The following is a 15166-nucleotide window of genomic DNA, read 5'->3' on the forward strand; positions in this document are numbered from 1 at the left end:
ATACCCTCAAGCACCAATGCCGACGACCGACGAGATCAAGCGCCGCATCGAGGCGGCGATCCCGGAGAGCACCGCCGAGGTGGAGGACTGGACCGGCACCGGAGACCATCTCCGCGCCACCATCGTCTCCCCCGCCTTCGCCGGTCTGACCCGCATCGCGCAGCATCGGCTCGTCTACGACGTCTTCGGCGCAGAGATCGGTGGCCCGATCCACGCGCTGTCCCTCACCACCCGAGTCCCGGAGCAGCAGGCATGAGCGACATCAATCCCATCCGTGACGCGATCGCCGAGGCGATCCGCGACAACAAGACGATCCTCTTCATGAAGGGCACGCCGGACGCTCCGGCGTGTGGCTTCAGCGCCCGCACGGTCGCGGCGCTGCAGGCGCTGGACGCGCCGTTCGCCGCCGTCGACATCCTCCCGGATCCGCGGATCCGTCAGGAGCTGTCGGCCATCAGCAACTGGCCGACGATCCCGCAGCTCTTCTTCGGGGGCGAGTTGGTCGGCGGCTGCGACATCGTGATGGAGATGTTCGAATCCGGCGAGTTGGCCGAGACGCTGGGCGTCGAGCAGACCGAGGACGCGGATGCCGTCACGGCTCAGCAGGCCAGCGGTCCGGCGCCGCTCGGCATCGAGAACCGCCTGAGCTAGCTCGGCCCGCCCTTACGGCCGGACCACGACCCGCAGCCGTGTGCTGCCGCTGATGCGCAGCTGCGGGTCGCGCAGGACCTCGATCTCGCTCGTGGCCGAGTCGCCGCTGCTGTCGCCCGGGTCGCGGAAGCTCGCCGTCACGCCGTCCTCACGGTGCAGACCGGCGACCGCTTGGGCCAGCTCGTCGAGGTCGCGCGGGCCCGGATCGTCGTTGGACGAGTCGCTCTGGTCGCCCAAGGTGATGGTGAACGTCGAGCTGAGATCTTGGGCGTCGCCCTGGCCGGCGACCGCATCGGCGGCCGCGCCGGTGAGGCTCAGGATGTGCGTGCCCTTCTTCAGATAGCGCGGGACGTGCACCTTGACGGTTCTCGTGAAGCGCGCGCCGCGCACGCGCTGGGCGAGGATCCGGACCTTGAGGTCGTGGCCACGGCGGACGTGGGTCGGGGCCGCGGCGGCAAGCAGGAAGGCCTGATGCAGATCGCGCCGGAGCTTGAGGTTGACGGCCGCGCTGGTGACGTGCAGCGTGCCGAAGTTGTAGGCATCGAGCAGGCCGGTGGCGGCGGCGAAGTCGGCGACCAGCGGCGCGGCCGGGGAGCTCGGCGAGCCGCCGACGTAGGTGTTGCAGAACCGCAACGGCGCCTTGCGCTCGCGGACGGTGATCCGCACGCACATCTCGCCGCTCTGACGGGCGGGCGAGCCGCGCAGGATGTCGTAGGCCGCCTGGGCGACGGCGACGGGGCCGACCTGGGTCAACGACGAGCTGCCGGTCGGCTGGCCGACGGCGGTCTCGTCGGCGATCTCGACGTTCTCGTGGACCACCCGTCCGGAATCCAAGTCGGTGGCCGAGACGCGCAGCGGGAAGCGGTCGGGCAGTGCGCCGAGGCGGCCGACGACCGCCGACGGCGCGTCGTTGGTCAGCGTGCCGAGATCGTGACCGGGCGCGGCAAGCTTGTAGCTCGTCTGCTGGTCGGAGTCGACCGGGTTGTTGACGACCGTGTAGACGTAGGCGTCCTGGAGCAGCAGCGAGCGGCGCCCGGCAGCGTCGAGCGGATGGCCGAAGGCCCAGACGCTGCTGCCGTCGACATAGGTGACGGTGCCCACGGCGCCGGCCTCGATGTCGCCGCCGGCCAGGCCGACCGCGACCGAGCTGCCGGGCTGCAGCGTCTGCACCGGGAAGGCGGCGGCGCGTGGCGTGGCAGGGGCGGCGTAGAGCGCCCGGCCGAGCTTCTTGCCGGCTGCCTGCAGCGCGGTGGCGACGGGGCCCGAGACCCCGGAGAAGCTCAGCGGCGTCGCCAGCGCGCGTACCTTGCGCTTGAGCGCGGCCGGCATCGGCTTGGCGCTCGCGGGCGGGTCGACCTGCTCGCCGAGCATCGTCTCGATCGGGGTCACGAGCACGAGCTTGTTGCCGTAGTCGCCCGTGCCCTGGGCGATCGCGCCGATCGTCTTGGCGACGCCGTCGGCGGGGTCGACGCACTTGACCGGCGAGCCGGAGAAGCCCTCGGCGATGCCCGTGGTGTCGACGGCGGGACCGCTGACGGTCACGAGGATCTGGGCGTCGGGCCCGCTGAGCACGTCGAGGACGTCGACGTCGAAGGACGAGATGTCGGTGCCGCGGATCACGCTGTAGCCGGTGCAGTGCATGCCGCTCTGGACGCTGGCGAGCGGCATGATCGGATCGCCCGCGTGGGCGGCGGTCGGGATCAGCAGGGACAGGAGCGCGGCGAGACCCACCGCGAGGCGCGTTTTGAGCACGGGTCGCGCGAACAGTAGAGAACCCTGCGCGCCAGGTGCGCAATAGGGTCTTGTGACGTGGCTGCGATTCAGGCGCTGAGGTGGGACGGGCGGCGGCTGTCGGTCGTCGATCAGACGCTGCTGCCGGGCGCCGAGACGTGGCTGGCGCTCACCGGCGCGGCCGACACGGCGGCGGCGATCGCGCGGCTGGCAGTGCGGGGCGCGCCGAACATCGGGATCGCGGCGGCCTACGGACTGGCCATGGAGCTGTCGGCGCGACCGTCGCTCGGCGCGCTGGAGGAGGGGGCGGAGATCCTGATGGCCTCGCGGCCGACGGCGGTGAACCTCGCCTGGGCGGTGGAGCGCGTGCGCACGGCGGCGTTGGGCGCCGGGCCGTCGACGATCGCGAGCGCCGCGCGGAGCGAGGCGCAGAAGATCCACGCGGCCGAAGACGCGGCGAGCGCGGCGCTGTCGGGGTTCGGTGCTGATCTGCTGTCGTCGGCTCGGACGGTCTTGACCCACTGCAACACGGGCGCGCTGGCGACCGGCGGCCGCGGCTCGGCACTCGGTGTCTGCATCGAGCTGGCCGAGCGCCACGAGGGCGTCCGCGTGATCGCGTGCGAGACGCGGCCGCTGCTGCAGGGCGCGCGGCTGACGGCGTGGGAGCTGCAGCGGCTTGGCATCCCGTTCTCGCTGATCGTGGATGGCGCGGCGGCGGGGTTGGTGCGCCGGGGTGTGGTCGATGGCGTGGTGGTCGGGTGCGATCGGGTGGCCGCCAACGGCGATGTCGCCAACAAGGTCGGGACCTATGCGCACGCGCTGGCGGCGCGGGCGGCGGGGGTGGCGTTCGTGGTGGCGGGGCCGACGTCGACGATTGATGTTGGGACGCCGGATGGGGATGCGATCGAGATCGAGGAGCGCGGTGCCGAAGAGGTGCTGCAGTTCGGTGGCGTCCTCGTCGCCCCATCTGGCACATCGGTGATCAACCCGGCCTTTGATGTGACGCCGGCGTCGCTGATCTCCGCGCTGGTGACGGAGAAGGGCGTGGCGTCACCGTTGGACGCCGCGTCGGTTGCTTCCTTGCTCGCCTGACCGCGTGATGGCGTGGGCGCCTGTTTATGACGCGTGGACGGCTCCTCGACGTGGTTGGCTGGCGTGATCGGAGTGTCGTTGTTGGTGGTGTTCCGCTCAGGCGTGGGTCTCGCTGCCTGCTGTGGACCGTTTCTCACCGAAGGGAGTGAGCAGCTTGGGTGCTGCGGCCGTCAGTGGCCGTCCGATGCGCTCGTGGAGGTTCGGGGGCGTCCTGGGTCCCTCTGTGGGACACCAGGCGACCCGGACCTTGCGCGCCGAGGTCCGTGGCGTCTCACCCCTCATATGCGAGGGGTAGCCGACATGCATCCCCCAGACGATGGCGGATGACCCCAGGCGCCTGCACCACCAACAGCCCTCACTCCCCTCGGTGAGGAACGGTCCACAGCAGGCACTCCGACAAACGTCTGGGCGGAACGCCAGCCACACAGAGCACCCCGACCCACGCCAGCCAACCGCACGCCCGCAACACCAGAGACGTGTCGCGCACAAGCGCCCCCGCTAACGAGGCGAACGAACTCAATCCCCCAACAGCCGCGCCGCGCCCAAGACGCGGCCGACCCCGAACCCGACCGCCCGCAACGCCAGCGGCTGCCGCGTCCCAACCCGTCCCACGGCCTCCGGTTCCCGCTCGCGATACCACTCGATCGTGTCGATCAGCGGCTGCTCGTGATGCCCCGGCGACCACCCCAGCTCACGCTTGGCCTTCGTCGACCGAAACGCCCACTGCTGCGACAGCGCTCGGATCTCCTCGACCGTGATCGGCGGGCGCCCTGGCAGCGCCTCAAACCCCCGCGCCAGCGCCAGCGCCGCATGCAGCGGCAGCTTGACCGCCGGCGGCTCCACACCCGACAACCGCCCCAGGTCGGCAAACAACCGATCGTTGGTGAAGTTCCGCCCACCCAGGATGTAGCGCTCACCAACACTTCCGCGCTCCTCGGCCAGCAGGTGACCACGAGCGACGTCCTCGGCGCCCACGATGCACAGCGCACCATCGACATACAGCGGAATCTCCCGGCGCAGAAACCGCCGCACCAGCTCGGTCGACGATCGATGCACGTCGCCACGACCCAGCACGTGCGCGGGATTGACGATGACCACCGGCAGTCCTTGAGCGCAAACGCGCAGCGCCTCACGCTCGGCCTCGGCCTTCGCGTTGGCATAGGCCAACCCGATCCGCGCGGCGTTGAAGACCTGCGTCTCATCGGCGGTCGAGCGGCCGTCTGCCGGACCGATCGCCGCGATCGTGCTCGTGTGCACGGTGCGCTGGACGCCGGCGCGCAGCGCCTCCTCCAACGCGATCCGCGTGCCGATGACGTTGGCCTGGTAGAGGTCGCCCCAGCCGGCGCGCAGCATCGTCGCATCGGACACGTGAAAGAAACGATCGACACCGCGAAGCGCCCGACGCATCTCGCCGCGGTTGGTCGCGTCGGCGACGACAACCTCGACGTCGAGGTCGGCGATCGCGTCCATCGTCGCGTGCTCGGGCACCGTCACGCGGACGTTGTCGCCACGCGCCAGCAGCGCCCGCGCGACGTGTGAGCCGACGAGCCCGGTGGCGCCGGTGACGAGCGTGATGGCCATATCCGCGCCCATCCTCCCACGACGCAAGACCCCGTAGGCTCCGGGCATGTCCCAGGTCGCCGTGGTCACCGACACCACGCACTACGCCCCGCGCGCACTGCTTCAGGCCCACGACATCCACGAGGTGTCGCTGTACGTCAACCTCGGCGACCGCCACGAGCGCGAGTCCGACATGCCGGACTTCACCGCCTTCTACAACCAATTGCGCCAGCTCGACCAGCTGCCGACGACCTCGCAGCCGTCGATCGGCGACTTCCTGGAGGTCTACGAGCCGCTGGCCGCCCAGGGGCGCGACATCGTCTCGGTCCACATCGCCGGCGGAATCTCGGGCACCGTCGAGAGCGCACGCCAGGCCGCGGCCGAGATCTCCACCACCTACCCGGGCCGCCGCGTCGAGGTCATCGACTCGCGCACCGCCTGTGGCGGCATCGGCCTCTGCGCGCTGGCCGGCGCGGCCGCCGCCAGCTCAGGCGCCGACGTCGATGCCGTCGCCCAGCGCGTCAACGACGCGACCGACGCCATGAAGATCTGGTTCGCAGTCGACACGCTCGAGTTCCTCAAGCGCGGCGGCCGCATCGGCACCGCGCAGGCGTGGCTCGGCGGCGCGCTGAAGATCAAGCCGATCCTCACCATCAACCGCGAGATCACACCGGTCGAGCGCGTCCGCACCTCCGGCCGCGCGTTCGAGCGGATGGTCGACTACCTCAAGGCCCGCCACGAGGACGGCGCCGACGGCTGGGTCGTCCAGCACATCCAGGCCCACGAGCAGGCCGCCAAGCTGGTCGAGCGCGGCCGCGAGATCTACGGCACCGAGCCGGTCTTCGTCTCGGAGATCGGGCCCGTCATCGGCACCCACGTCGGCCCCGGCCTGCTCGGCGCAGGTGGTCTGCCGCGCGCGCTGCTGGCCGAGCTCGGCGTCTGAGCCATCGAGGGACGACTGAACCGGCATATAACGGTTCAGTCGTCCCTCGACGCCGCTGGGTGAGGTTAGGTGGCGGGGAGGATCGTGCCGCCGGGACCGGGGCCTTCGTCGGGGCCGCCGCCCACGCCCGGTGGCCCGGGCGGCTGCGGGCCGGCCGGGTCGATGATCGCGGCCTCGCGAGCTTCTGCCCGCCACTCCCACCACTCGCGCACGAGGATCTGGATCGAGGCCGCCAGCGGGATCGCGACGATCGCGCCGAGGACGCCGAGCAGCGTGCTGCCGAAGAGCACGGCGATGAGGACGATGATCGGCTGCACCTGGACCGTGCGCCGCTGGACCTGCGGCTGGATGATGTTGTTCTCCAGCTGCTGGTAGACGATCGCCCAGATCGCCCAGATGATGGTGTCGCTGGGGAAGTCGTTGAACAACGTGACCAGCCCGATGACGATCGCCGCAGCCGTCGCGCCGACGAGCGGAATCAGCGACGCCAGCCCGGCCAGCACCGCCAGCGGCGCCGCGAACGGGACGCCGAGGATCTCCAGGACGATGAACGCCTGGACGCCCGCGATCACCGCGATCGTGAGCGCGCCCTGGACGTAGCCGCCGACCGCCGCGGCCGTGCTGTCGAGGATGCGGCGCATGCGATCGCGCTCGGCCTCGGGTCTCAGCCGCAGCGCCGCGTCGGTCCAGCTGCGACCGCCCGCCACGATGAAGATGCTCAAGATGAGGATGTTGACCAGCGCGAAGACCGAGTTGACCAGGCCGAGGCCGATGTCGCTCAGCACCTTGGCTGCATCGCCGATCTTGGCCGGCAGCTGGTTGGCCTGCTTCTGAAGCTGGCCGGTCAGGTCGTATTTGTCGTCGAGCTTGCGCAGCCGCTCGTTCTTGTTGACGTAGTCCTGGATGTCGTGCGCGTAGCTGGGCAGGTCCCCCGCGAGGTTGGTGCCTTGGGTGACCAGCGGCGGGACGACGAGCGCGGTCAGCCCGACCGGGACGAGGACCAGCCCGAGGTAGACGATCGTGATCGCAAAGCCGCGCCGCATGTGCTGGTTGAGCCGGTTGACTGGCCCGGAGACCGCGATCGCGACGAACGTCGCCGTCAGCACCCAGCCGATCGGCTTGCGCAGCAGGTAGACGAGGTACAGCGAGATCGCCGCCAGGACGACGATCGCGACCACGCGGATGATCGTGCGAACGGGAAGCTCGTTGGCGCGGGACTGCATCCGCCTCGAACCGTAGGCGCGCTGCCGGACGGTCCGAGACGGAGGAAGCGACTGCTACCAGCGGCGCTTCTTGCGGCGCAGCAGGCCGCCGATGGCAGCGATCCCGCCACCGATGACAAAGCCCGCGACGGCGGCGCCGATCAGCACCTCCTGCTGGTGCTCGCGCAGCTGCTTGCGCCAGTCGGTGACCTCGGCCACCTCGCCGCGCAGCCGCTCCATCGAGACGGCCAGCTCGGCGCGGTTGGACTCGATGGACTGGCGGATTTGCTCGGGAGAGCGCTGAGGCATCAGACGGTCCCTCCGGGGTGCTCGGCCGTCATGGTCTCCTTGATCAGCTTGGCCTCTTCGATGGCCATCGTCGGCGTCGGCGACGAGCCGGCCTTCAGCGCGCGGAACGCGACGTAGCCGGCCAGCGCGGCGAGCACGAGCAGGATGGCGGCGACGGTGAAGTAGCCCCAGAACGGCTGGTTGCCGGGGAACGGAATCGCCCAGTAAGCGAGTTCGGCCAGCCCGAACAGGATCATGATCGAGGCGGCGAGCACGAAGATGCCGGCGGCGGCCGCGACGGCCGCGCCCTTGCCGAGCTTGGTGACCTTCTCGGTCACCTCGGCCTTGGCCAGTTCGATCTCCTCGCGGACCAGCAGCGAGGCCTTCTCGCTGACCTCCTGGATCGCGGTGACGAGGTTGGTCGGCTGCTGTTGATCGCTCATCGGTGCCTCCGCTTGGCCAGGCCCTTGAGGAAGACGGCGGCCACGAGGCCGCCGGCGAACGCCGCTCCCACGAGCTTCTCGGGGTGCGGATCGACCGGCTGGGCGTCGAGCAGGGCGCTGCCGGCCGGTTGGCTGAAGGTCGCCTCGGCGGCGCCGACGGTCGGCGACGGCTCGACCGGCGTGGCGGACTCCGGCGCCGGTCCCGCCTCGGTCGGGGCGAACGGGTCGGGGGCGTCCTCACTCACTCGGGCGGGTCCTCGTCGAAGATCCGGCGGTAGGCGATGGCCGCGACGCGCGAGGCGGCGATGGAGGCGAGTGCCCCGAAGGCCGCCAGCAGCCCTGACCAGGCAAGGCGCTTGGTGATGTCGTTGTGCTGCATCTGGGCCGGACTCTACCCGCCGGACCTGCTGGCGAGACGATTGATGCGAGATGATCGCCGCCGTACGAGCACAGCCGTAGGCTCGCACCAATGGTCTAGCGATCGAGCCCGCTGCAGATCGTCTCGACGATCAGGCGCTTGGCCTCGTCGAAACCGCCGGCCGATTGGGGCAGCGAGTCGAAGATCCAGCCGGTGAGCACCTGCTCGATGGCGCCGTAGAACGCCATCGCGGCGAACTGCGGCGAGATGTCGGAGCGAAACTCGCCCGCGACCTGCGCCTTCTCGACCACAGCGCCGATCAGGTTGTAGGCCTCGGTGATCTTCGCCAGGTGCGTCTGCCCGAAGGAGTTGGCGGCGCGCGTGACCTCGACGATGATGACCTTCATCAAGTCCGGGTCGTGGCGGTAGGAGTCGACGATGAAGCCGGCGATCGCCTCGAGCTTGCGGCGAGCCGTGATGTCCTGGGTGTCGACCTCGCGGATCGCGTCGAGCATGACGTTCCAGCGCTCCAGGAACAGGGTGTCGAGCACCTCGTCCTTGGAGCGGAAGTAGTGGTACACCAACCCGTAGGCGACGCCCGCCTCGTCGGCGATGTCGCTGACACGGCAGGTGTGAAAGCCCTGACGAGCGAAGACGCGGACGGCGGCGTCGAGGATCAGCCGGCGCTTCTCGGCGGCGGCCTGAGGCGATCGTCCCACCCGGCCGGCCATCAGCCGTAGACCTCCGGACGGCGATTGGCCAGCGACGGGAGGTCGGCGCGGATGCGCGCGAGCCGGTCGAGGTCGAGCTCGGCGACGATGTGGCACTCCACGTCGGGCGCCTGAGCGAGGACGATCCCCCACGGGTCGACGATCATCGAGCGGCCGCCGGTCCGCAGGCCCGGCGCGTGGCGCCCGACCTGGTTGGCGGCTACGACGAAGGCCTGGTTCTCGATGGCGCGAGCGCGCAACAGGATCTCCCAGTGGTCACGGGTTGTGGGCTCGGTGAAGGCGGCGGGAACGGCGAGCACGCGCGCCCCATCGACCGCCAGGCGGCGGTAGAGCTCGGGGAAGCGCAAGTCGTAGCAGATGGTCAGACCGAGTTGGAGGCCATCGGCGAGCGTGCTGAGGACGACCTCATCGCCCGGTGCCTCGCCGTCGGACTCGCGGTAGTCGCGGCCACCGACGAGCACGTCGAACATGTGCAGCTTGCGGTAGATCGCGCGGTCGCTGCCGTCGGGGCCGAGGTGGACGGAGGTGTTGTACCCGCGACCGAGGATGTCCGGCGACGGATCACGCGGCGATTCGGCGATCGATCCGGCCACCAGATCGATCTCCAGCTCGCGCGCGATCGCTCGCGCCCAGCTCAGCGCGGGTCCGTCGAGCGGCTCGGCGCCGGCGCGTTGATCCTCCGGCGTTCCGTAGACCGACCACTTCTCGGGCAGGACGACCAGCGACGCGCCATCGCGAGCAGCGGCCCGCACGAGACGGTCGGCGGTCTCGAGATTTGTAGCCTTGTCGGCGGTCGCGGTGAGTTGGACAGCGGCGGCGCGCACGGTCTCTCCGAATTAACGATTGACTGGTCAGTCAACCGATCTCTGGGAGCATACCCCGGACGTGCCGAGCCTGGACGACCTCCCGCTGCGCAATCGCCCGTCCGGACTGCCGGTGCCGCCAGCGCACATGGCGCTGCTGCGCGATCGTCGGCCGCTGAAGCGCTGGCGCTACCTCGGCCTCTACGGCGAGGAGCTCATGCTGTGCGCGGCCAACGTGCGCGTCGGGGTGCTGCCGCAGGCGTTCTGGGCGACGTGGGACCGGAAGCAGTTGCGCGAGAAGACGGTCTTCCGGCCCGGCGGCGTAGTGCTGGCCGATAGCCGCGCGCGGTTCGGCGGCGCCGAGCTGGCGCTGACGCCCGACGGCGACGCGATGGAGGTCACCTCGCGCCACGGCGACTCCTACATCTGGACGCGCAAGCAGCCGGTGCGCGCGACGGGCACCGTGGACGGGCGGGCTGTGGAGCTGCGCGGGCTGCTCGACGACTCCGCCGGCTACCACGCACGGCGCACGAACTGGCGCTGGTGCGCGGGTGTCGGCGAGACGCCCGCGGGCAACGCCTTGGCCTTCAACATCGTGGTCGGCGTGCACGACGCGCCGGTTGGCAGCGAGCGCACGCTCTGGATCGACGGCGTCGCACAGGAGCTGCCGCCCGCGCGCTTCGACGAGGACTTGAGCACCGTGACGTTCGACGACAACTCGGTCTTGACCTTCGCTGAGGAGGCGCGCCGGGCGCGCGCCGACGACTTCAAGCTCTTTGCCAGCGACTACGTCCAGCCGTTCGGCGCGTTCTCGGGGACGCTCCCCGGCGGGACGATCGTCGCCCGCGGCTGGGGCGTGATGGAGGCCCACGCGGTCCGCTGGTAGACGCCGATCGGCGGCTAGGCTCAAGCGATGCCGACCCCGTATTCCTCCGAGCTCGCCCGGGAGCTCGCCCCCGGCCTGCTGGAGCGCTTCGAGCGCTACGTCCGGATCGAGTCGACCGCCGCGCGGGTGCGCACGCAGAGCCCGAGCACGCCGGGCCAACTGGAGATGGGGCGGCTGCTGGTCGACGAGCTGCAGGCCGCCGGCCTCGACGACGCCGCGCTGGACGACAACGGCTACGTGACCGCGACGTTGCCGGCGACGGTGGACGGCGCGCCGACCATCGGGCTCATCGCCCACGTCGACACCAGCCCGGACGCGCCCGGGGCCGGCGTGCAGCCGCTCGTGCACCGCGACTACGACGGCGCGATCATCGCGCTGCCGCGCGGCGGGACGGTCCTCGATCCCGCGACCGTCTCCGGCCTCGCCGCCAAGGTCGGCCACGACCTCCTCACCTCGTCGGGCGACACGCTGCTGGGCGCCGACGACAAGGCCGGCGTCGCCGAGATCGTCACCGCGGTGAGCTACCTGGCCACACATCCCGAGCTCCCCCGCCCCACGCTGCGCGTCTGCTTCACGCCCGACGAGGAGATCGGCGAGGGCGCGACGCTCTTCGACGTTGAGCGCTTCGGTGCGTTTTGCGCCTACACCATGGACGGCAGCGAGATCGGCGAGCTGCAGGACGAGACGTTCACCGCCGCCGAGGTCAAGCTGACGATCCACGGCGTCGACATCCACCCCGGCTTTGCCAAGGGCATCCTCGTCAACGCAACGCGGCTGGCGGCGCAGATCGTCGCCGCGCTGCCGGCCGATCGCCTGACGCCGGAGACGACCGACGAGCGCGAGGGCTACATCCACCCCTACGCGATCGCCGGTGACGCGCAGTGCTCGACGGTGACCGCGATCGTCCGGGACTTCGACGATGACTTGCTCGAGCAGCACATCACCTTGATCCGCACGACCGCCGAGCAGGTCGTGGGCGCCGAGCCACGCGCGCGGCTGGAGGTCGACGTCCACCACCAGTACCCCAATATGCGCTCGCATCTCGAGCCGTTCCCGGAGGTCGTGAGCGCCGCCGAACGCGCGATCGCGGCCGAGGGCCTGGAGCCGCGGCGCACGGTGATCCGCGGCGGCACCGACGGCTCGCGGCTGAGCGCCATGGGGTTGCCGACGCCGAACGTCTTCACCGGCGGCCACGAGTTTCACTCCGTGCGCGAGTGGGCCTCGCTGCACGACATGGCGTCGGCCGCGGCGGTGATCGTCCGACTCGCCGAGGTCTGGACGCAGGACGACCTGCGCGCGGCCGCCGGCGCGCCGCGAGCCGCGACGCCCGCGTCGCCCTAGGAGAAACGCTCGACGTTTTGTGACGTACAGAGCGTCACGAAACGTCGAGCGTTCGCTCCTGAGCCGCCGCGGCGGGTCCGGCCAGGCTGGCCCAGAGGTGCAGTACGGCGAAGCTCCGCCAGGGTGACCAGGACGGCGCGGCGGCGGGGTCGGCACCGAGTTCGCGCAGCGCCTTTTGGACCGCGACGTCGCCGTCGAGGAAGATGTCGGGGTCGCCGAGGCGCATCGCGACATAGCCGGCGGTCCAGGGGCCGATGCCCCAGAGCTCTTGGAGCGCAGCGGCGTCGGTGGGCTCGGCGAGCGGTGGGTCGGCGGCGGCGAGCTCGCGCAGCGTGCGGGCGCGCGAGCGCGGCATCGTGAAGGTCTCGTCGGGCGCGGAGGCGACCTGGGCCGGGGTCGGGAAGAGATGGGTCAGCGTGTCGACGTCCGGGGTCGCGGAGTCGGGTGTCTGCGCGCGGGCGTCCGGGAGCTTTGGCGCCAGCGGCGTCGCCACGGCCGCCGTGATCCGGGACGCGAGCGTGCGCGCGGCCGCGACCGTGATCTGCTGGCCGAGGACCGCGCGTGCCGCGATCTCCCAGCCGTCGACGACGCCCGGCACGCGCAGACCGGGACGCGCGCGGACGAGCGGACCGAGGTGCGGATCGGCGCCGAGGTGCGCGGCGACCGCCGCCGGGTCGGCGTCGAGGCCGAAGAGCGCACGGGCGCGGCGGATCGCCTCGGGCTCGTCGGCGCCGTCGGTGAGCGTGAAGCGCGCGGTGATGCCGCGCGCGTCCGGCGTCAGCGCCAGGATCGCGGGGCCACCGGGCAGCGCCAGCGTCCGGCGGTACGTGCCATCACGCACCTCCTCGACGCCCGTGATCGCGCGGGCGGCGAGGAAGTCCAGGACGGCGGTGCCGTCGAAGGGCTGGGCGGTGGGCAAGTGCATCGTGTCGGGGCGCAACGGGTGGGGCGGCCGGAACGTGAGACGGCCAGAGTGCCCACTATGGTGCCCCGGCGTGAAGATCGTGAGCGTCATGACCACCGCCGCGCGCGGTGGCGGAGAGTACGCCGCGGTCGACCTGCTCGACGCGCTGGGCAAGCGCGGCCACGACGTGGTGATGCTGAGCAACGTGCCGGAGATCGCCGACGGCACGTCGGTACCGGTGCGGCCGATCGACCTCGGGCCCAAGCTCTCGCGGTCCAGCGCGGTCTCGCTGACCCTGCGCGCGCCGCTGGTCCTGCGGGCGCTGCGCACCGCGCTGGAGCGCGAGGCGCCCTACGACGTGCTGCTCGTCCACTATAAGAAGGAGCAGCTGCTGGCGCCGTGGCTGCCGCGGCGGCTGCGGCCGACGCTGGCCTGGGCCGAGTGGGGACCGGTGCCGCGCCAGTTGCGCAGCGGCGCGCCGAACGTGCTGTACCGGCGCGCCGCGCGCGACGTCGACGCCGTGCTGGCGGTCTCGACCGGGACCAAGGACTCGCTCGTGGAGGCCGGGATCGACGCCGGGATCATCGAGGTCGTTCCCAATGTCATGGACTTGGACGCGGTGCGTTTCGACGCGGGTGCCCGCGCACGCGTGCGCGATGAGCTGGGGATCCCGGAGGGCGCCTTCACCGTTGGCTGCGTGTCGCGGTTGCACCCCAAGAAGCCGATCGACGTGCTGATCCGCGCCGCAGCGGCGCTGGGTCCCGACGTCCACCTGCTGATCGCCGGCGACGGCGACGCCGAGAGTGACCTGAAGGCCTTGGCCACCTCGCTGCTCGGCGACCGCGCGCACTTCCTGCCGACACCCCATCGCGCGATCGGCGACGTCCTATCCGCCCTCGACGTCTCGGTCTTCTGCCCGAGCCCGACCGAGGGCGCCCCGCGCGCGGTCATCTATGCGATGGAGGCAAGCCGGCCCGTGGTGTCGACCGGGCCTGAGGGCGTCGCCGACATGATCGAGCCGGGGATGGGCGCGATCGCGCTGCCCGAGCACGACGTCGCCGCGACGACCGCGGTCCTGGCGGCCTATCGCGACGATCCGGAGCGCGTGGCACGGGAGGGCGCGCGCGGGCGCGCGCTGGCCGAGGAGCGCTACGACGGCGCAAAGATCGCGGCGCGGATCGACGCGCTGCTCGCGCGCTCGTAACGGTTGGCGTGGATCGCGGCAGCTCGGCGGCATGTGTCACCCCAGCCAAGCAGGCGCTGCGTAGCAGACTGCTACACTCTTGACATGGCGACGATGCCCACACGGATCGATCGGGCGCTGTTCGAGGCGGCCAAGGCGGCGGGAGAACTCCACAGTCGCAGCGCCGCTCAGCAGCTAGATCACTGGGCGCGCGTCGGGCGGGAGTTTGAAGCCTCCCCCGCCGTCACCCACGACGAGATCGCGCGGGTGCTGGCGGGTCAGGCGTCCTACGACGCGCTCACCGACCGGGCGCAAGCATTCGTTCGCGTCTCCTGGAACCAGCAGACGGCCGAGCGCATCGACACACTCGACTTCGCAGATCAGCTGCGCGCCACCGGGCAACCGTGGATCGAGGCCGATGCCGACGGCGTGGTCGTCGTGCACGAGCCCGGCTCGGCTGGTGCGTGAGCACACCGGTCCTCCACATCCTCGCCGGACCCAACGGCTCCGGGAAGTCCACGTTCGTCCGCGAGGTGCTCGGGCCGGTCACGCACCTGCCGTTCATCAACGCCGATGAGATCGCCGAACAGCGCTGGCCGGGACGAGCAGAGGAACACGCCTACGACGCGTCCGCCGCAGCGGTCACCGCCCGCGACCAAGCCATCGCACATCGTCGGTCGGTCATCACCGAGACCGTGTTCAGCCACCCGAGCAAGGTGGACCTGGTCAAACAGGGCCTCGAGGCCGGGTACCTCGTCGAGCTGCACGTCATGCTCGTGCCCGAGGACCTCGCAGTTGCGCGCGTCGCGCACCGCGTCGCGCTCGGCGGCCACACCGTGCCAGAAGACAAGGTGCGTCAGCGCTACCGCCGCCTTTGGGGCCTCGTCGCCCAGGCGCGGCAGATCGTCGACCGCGCCACGTTCTACGACAACACGAGCAGCAAACCGTTCAGGCCCGTGGCGGTCTACGAACGCGGCCGACCGGTTGGCACGCCCGCTTGGCCGGCGTGGGCATCACCGGAGATCACAACCGGCGATTAGCACGCCGCGG

General features: G+C 71.0%; 19 protein-coding genes. 9 read left to right on the forward strand and 10 right to left on the reverse strand.

The window, feature by feature from the left end; all coding sequences use genetic code 11:
* The first annotated feature begins 16 nt into the window (after window positions 1-16).
* The gene (locus tag VGO10_RS09685) at window positions 17-256 is read left to right on the forward strand and encodes a BolA family transcriptional regulator (RefSeq protein ID WP_327467644.1); all 240 of its coding nucleotides are present in this window, start codon (window positions 17-19) and stop codon (window positions 254-256) included.
* A complete protein-coding gene (gene grxD / locus VGO10_RS09690) occupies window positions 253-651 on the forward strand; it encodes a Grx4 family monothiol glutaredoxin (protein ID WP_327467646.1) in 399 nt (132 codons plus the stop codon). The genes VGO10_RS09685 and grxD overlap by 4 nt, the downstream gene beginning before the upstream one ends.
* Window positions 652-663: 12 nt before the next feature.
* On the opposite strand, the gene VGO10_RS09695 is transcribed toward grxD, so the two are convergent.
* A complete protein-coding gene (locus VGO10_RS09695) occupies window positions 664-2403 on the reverse strand; it encodes a hypothetical protein (RefSeq protein WP_327467648.1) in 1740 nt (579 codons plus the stop codon).
* A gap of 57 nt (window positions 2404-2460) precedes the next feature.
* On the opposite strand from VGO10_RS09695, the gene mtnA reads away from it, so the two are divergent.
* A complete protein-coding gene (gene mtnA, locus VGO10_RS09700; protein ID WP_327467650.1) occupies window positions 2461-3474 on the forward strand; it encodes an S-methyl-5-thioribose-1-phosphate isomerase in 1014 nt (337 codons plus the stop codon).
* Window positions 3475-3990: 516 nt separating this feature from the next.
* Here mtnA and VGO10_RS09705 read toward each other — a convergent pair.
* Window positions 3991-5055, reverse strand: coding sequence for an NAD-dependent epimerase/dehydratase family protein (locus tag VGO10_RS09705; RefSeq protein ID WP_327467652.1), 1065 nt, complete (start codon window positions 5053-5055; stop codon window positions 3991-3993).
* A 46-nt stretch (window positions 5056-5101) separates the two neighbouring features.
* On the opposite strand from VGO10_RS09705, the gene VGO10_RS09710 reads away from it, so the two are divergent.
* Window positions 5102-5977: a DegV family protein gene (locus VGO10_RS09710; RefSeq protein WP_327467654.1), complete on the forward strand. Its 876-nt coding sequence runs from the start codon at window positions 5102-5104 to the stop codon at window positions 5975-5977.
* A 65-nt stretch (window positions 5978-6042) separates the two neighbouring features.
* Here the strand turns inward: VGO10_RS09710 and VGO10_RS09715 are convergent, their stop codons facing one another.
* From VGO10_RS09715 to VGO10_RS09745, 7 genes are all read right to left on the reverse strand, one after another.
* A complete protein-coding gene (locus tag VGO10_RS09715) occupies window positions 6043-7200 on the reverse strand; it encodes an AI-2E family transporter (RefSeq protein ID WP_327467657.1) in 1158 nt (385 codons plus the stop codon).
* A 54-nt stretch (window positions 7201-7254) separates the two neighbouring features.
* A complete protein-coding gene (locus VGO10_RS09720) occupies window positions 7255-7488 on the reverse strand; it encodes a DUF3618 domain-containing protein (RefSeq protein WP_327467659.1) in 234 nt (77 codons plus the stop codon).
* Entirely contained in the window at window positions 7488-7910 is a 423-nt protein-coding gene (locus VGO10_RS09725; protein WP_327467661.1) for a phage holin family protein, read from the reverse strand. The genes VGO10_RS09720 and VGO10_RS09725 overlap by 1 nt, the downstream gene beginning before the upstream one ends.
* On the reverse strand, window positions 7907-8155 hold the full coding sequence (locus tag VGO10_RS09730; RefSeq protein ID WP_327467663.1) for a hypothetical protein: 249 nt from the start codon (window positions 8153-8155) through the stop codon (window positions 7907-7909). The genes VGO10_RS09725 and VGO10_RS09730 overlap by 4 nt, the downstream gene beginning before the upstream one ends.
* Complete coding sequence (locus tag VGO10_RS09735) at window positions 8152-8289, reverse strand: hypothetical protein (protein WP_327467665.1); 138 nt, start codon at window positions 8287-8289, stop codon at window positions 8152-8154. The genes VGO10_RS09730 and VGO10_RS09735 overlap by 4 nt, the downstream gene beginning before the upstream one ends.
* A 95-nt stretch (window positions 8290-8384) precedes the next feature.
* Window positions 8385-8999, reverse strand: coding sequence for a TetR/AcrR family transcriptional regulator (locus VGO10_RS09740; protein WP_327467667.1), 615 nt, complete (start codon window positions 8997-8999; stop codon window positions 8385-8387).
* Window positions 8999-9823, reverse strand: coding sequence for a carbon-nitrogen hydrolase family protein (locus VGO10_RS09745; RefSeq protein ID WP_327467669.1), 825 nt, complete (start codon window positions 9821-9823; stop codon window positions 8999-9001). The genes VGO10_RS09740 and VGO10_RS09745 overlap by 1 nt, the downstream gene beginning before the upstream one ends.
* A 61-nt stretch (window positions 9824-9884) precedes the next feature.
* On the opposite strand from VGO10_RS09745, the gene VGO10_RS09750 reads away from it, so the two are divergent.
* Window positions 9885-10688: a DUF2804 domain-containing protein gene (locus tag VGO10_RS09750; protein WP_327467671.1), complete on the forward strand. Its 804-nt coding sequence runs from the start codon at window positions 9885-9887 to the stop codon at window positions 10686-10688.
* Window positions 10689-10715: 27 nt separating this feature from the next.
* A complete protein-coding gene (gene pepT / locus VGO10_RS09755; protein ID WP_327467673.1) occupies window positions 10716-12029 on the forward strand; it encodes a peptidase T in 1314 nt (437 codons plus the stop codon).
* A gap of 34 nt (window positions 12030-12063) precedes the next feature.
* Here the strand turns inward: pepT and VGO10_RS09760 are convergent, their stop codons facing one another.
* Entirely contained in the window at window positions 12064-12954 is an 891-nt protein-coding gene (locus VGO10_RS09760) for a DNA-3-methyladenine glycosylase family protein (protein ID WP_327467675.1), read from the reverse strand.
* A gap of 70 nt (window positions 12955-13024) precedes the next feature.
* Here VGO10_RS09760 and VGO10_RS09765 point away from each other — a divergent pair, with 70 nt between their 5' ends.
* From VGO10_RS09765 to VGO10_RS09775, 3 genes are all read left to right on the forward strand, one after another.
* Entirely contained in the window at window positions 13025-14137 is a 1113-nt protein-coding gene (locus tag VGO10_RS09765; RefSeq protein ID WP_327467677.1) for a glycosyltransferase family 4 protein, read from the forward strand.
* Window positions 14138-14221: 84 nt separating this feature from the next.
* Window positions 14222-14584 carry a TA system antitoxin ParD family protein gene (locus VGO10_RS09770; protein ID WP_327467679.1) on the forward strand — a complete coding sequence of 121 codons (363 nt, stop codon included), beginning with the start codon at window positions 14222-14224 and terminating at the stop codon, window positions 14582-14584.
* Window positions 14581-15156 carry a zeta toxin family protein gene (locus VGO10_RS09775; protein ID WP_327467681.1) on the forward strand — a complete coding sequence of 192 codons (576 nt, stop codon included), beginning with the start codon at window positions 14581-14583 and terminating at the stop codon, window positions 15154-15156. The genes VGO10_RS09770 and VGO10_RS09775 overlap by 4 nt, the downstream gene beginning before the upstream one ends.
* Window positions 15157-15166: the final 10 nt, after the last annotated feature.

This window comes from Baekduia sp. (genome assembly GCF_035996765.1).
In the GTDB taxonomy this organism is placed as follows: Bacteria; Actinomycetota; Thermoleophilia; order Solirubrobacterales; family Solirubrobacteraceae; genus Baekduia.

Coding starts and splice junctions, on each gene's coding strand:
- VGO10_RS09685 (WP_327467644.1), top strand. CDS start 17: ATGCCGACGACCGACGAGATCAAGCGCCGCATCGAGGCGGCGATCCCG.
- grxD (WP_327467646.1), top strand. CDS start 253: ATGAGCGACATCAATCCCATCCGTGACGCGATCGCCGAGGCGATCCGC.
- VGO10_RS09705 (WP_327467652.1), bottom strand. CDS start 5,055: ATGGCCATCACGCTCGTCACCGGCGCCACCGGGCTCGTCGGCTCACAC.
- VGO10_RS09710 (WP_327467654.1), top strand. CDS start 5,102: ATGTCCCAGGTCGCCGTGGTCACCGACACCACGCACTACGCCCCGCGC.
- VGO10_RS09715 (WP_327467657.1), bottom strand. CDS start 7,200: ATGCAGTCCCGCGCCAACGAGCTTCCCGTTCGCACGATCATCCGCGTG.
- VGO10_RS09720 (WP_327467659.1), bottom strand. CDS start 7,488: ATGCCTCAGCGCTCTCCCGAGCAAATCCGCCAGTCCATCGAGTCCAAC.
- VGO10_RS09725 (WP_327467661.1), bottom strand. CDS start 7,910: ATGAGCGATCAACAGCAGCCGACCAACCTCGTCACCGCGATCCAGGAG.
- VGO10_RS09735 (WP_327467665.1), bottom strand. CDS start 8,289: ATGCAGCACAACGACATCACCAAGCGCCTTGCCTGGTCAGGGCTGCTG.
- VGO10_RS09740 (WP_327467667.1), bottom strand. CDS start 8,999: ATGGCCGGCCGGGTGGGACGATCGCCTCAGGCCGCCGCCGAGAAGCGC.
- pepT (WP_327467673.1), top strand. CDS start 10,716: ATGCCGACCCCGTATTCCTCCGAGCTCGCCCGGGAGCTCGCCCCCGGC.
- VGO10_RS09760 (WP_327467675.1), bottom strand. CDS start 12,954: ATGCACTTGCCCACCGCCCAGCCCTTCGACGGCACCGCCGTCCTGGAC.
- VGO10_RS09770 (WP_327467679.1), top strand. CDS start 14,222: ATGGCGACGATGCCCACACGGATCGATCGGGCGCTGTTCGAGGCGGCC.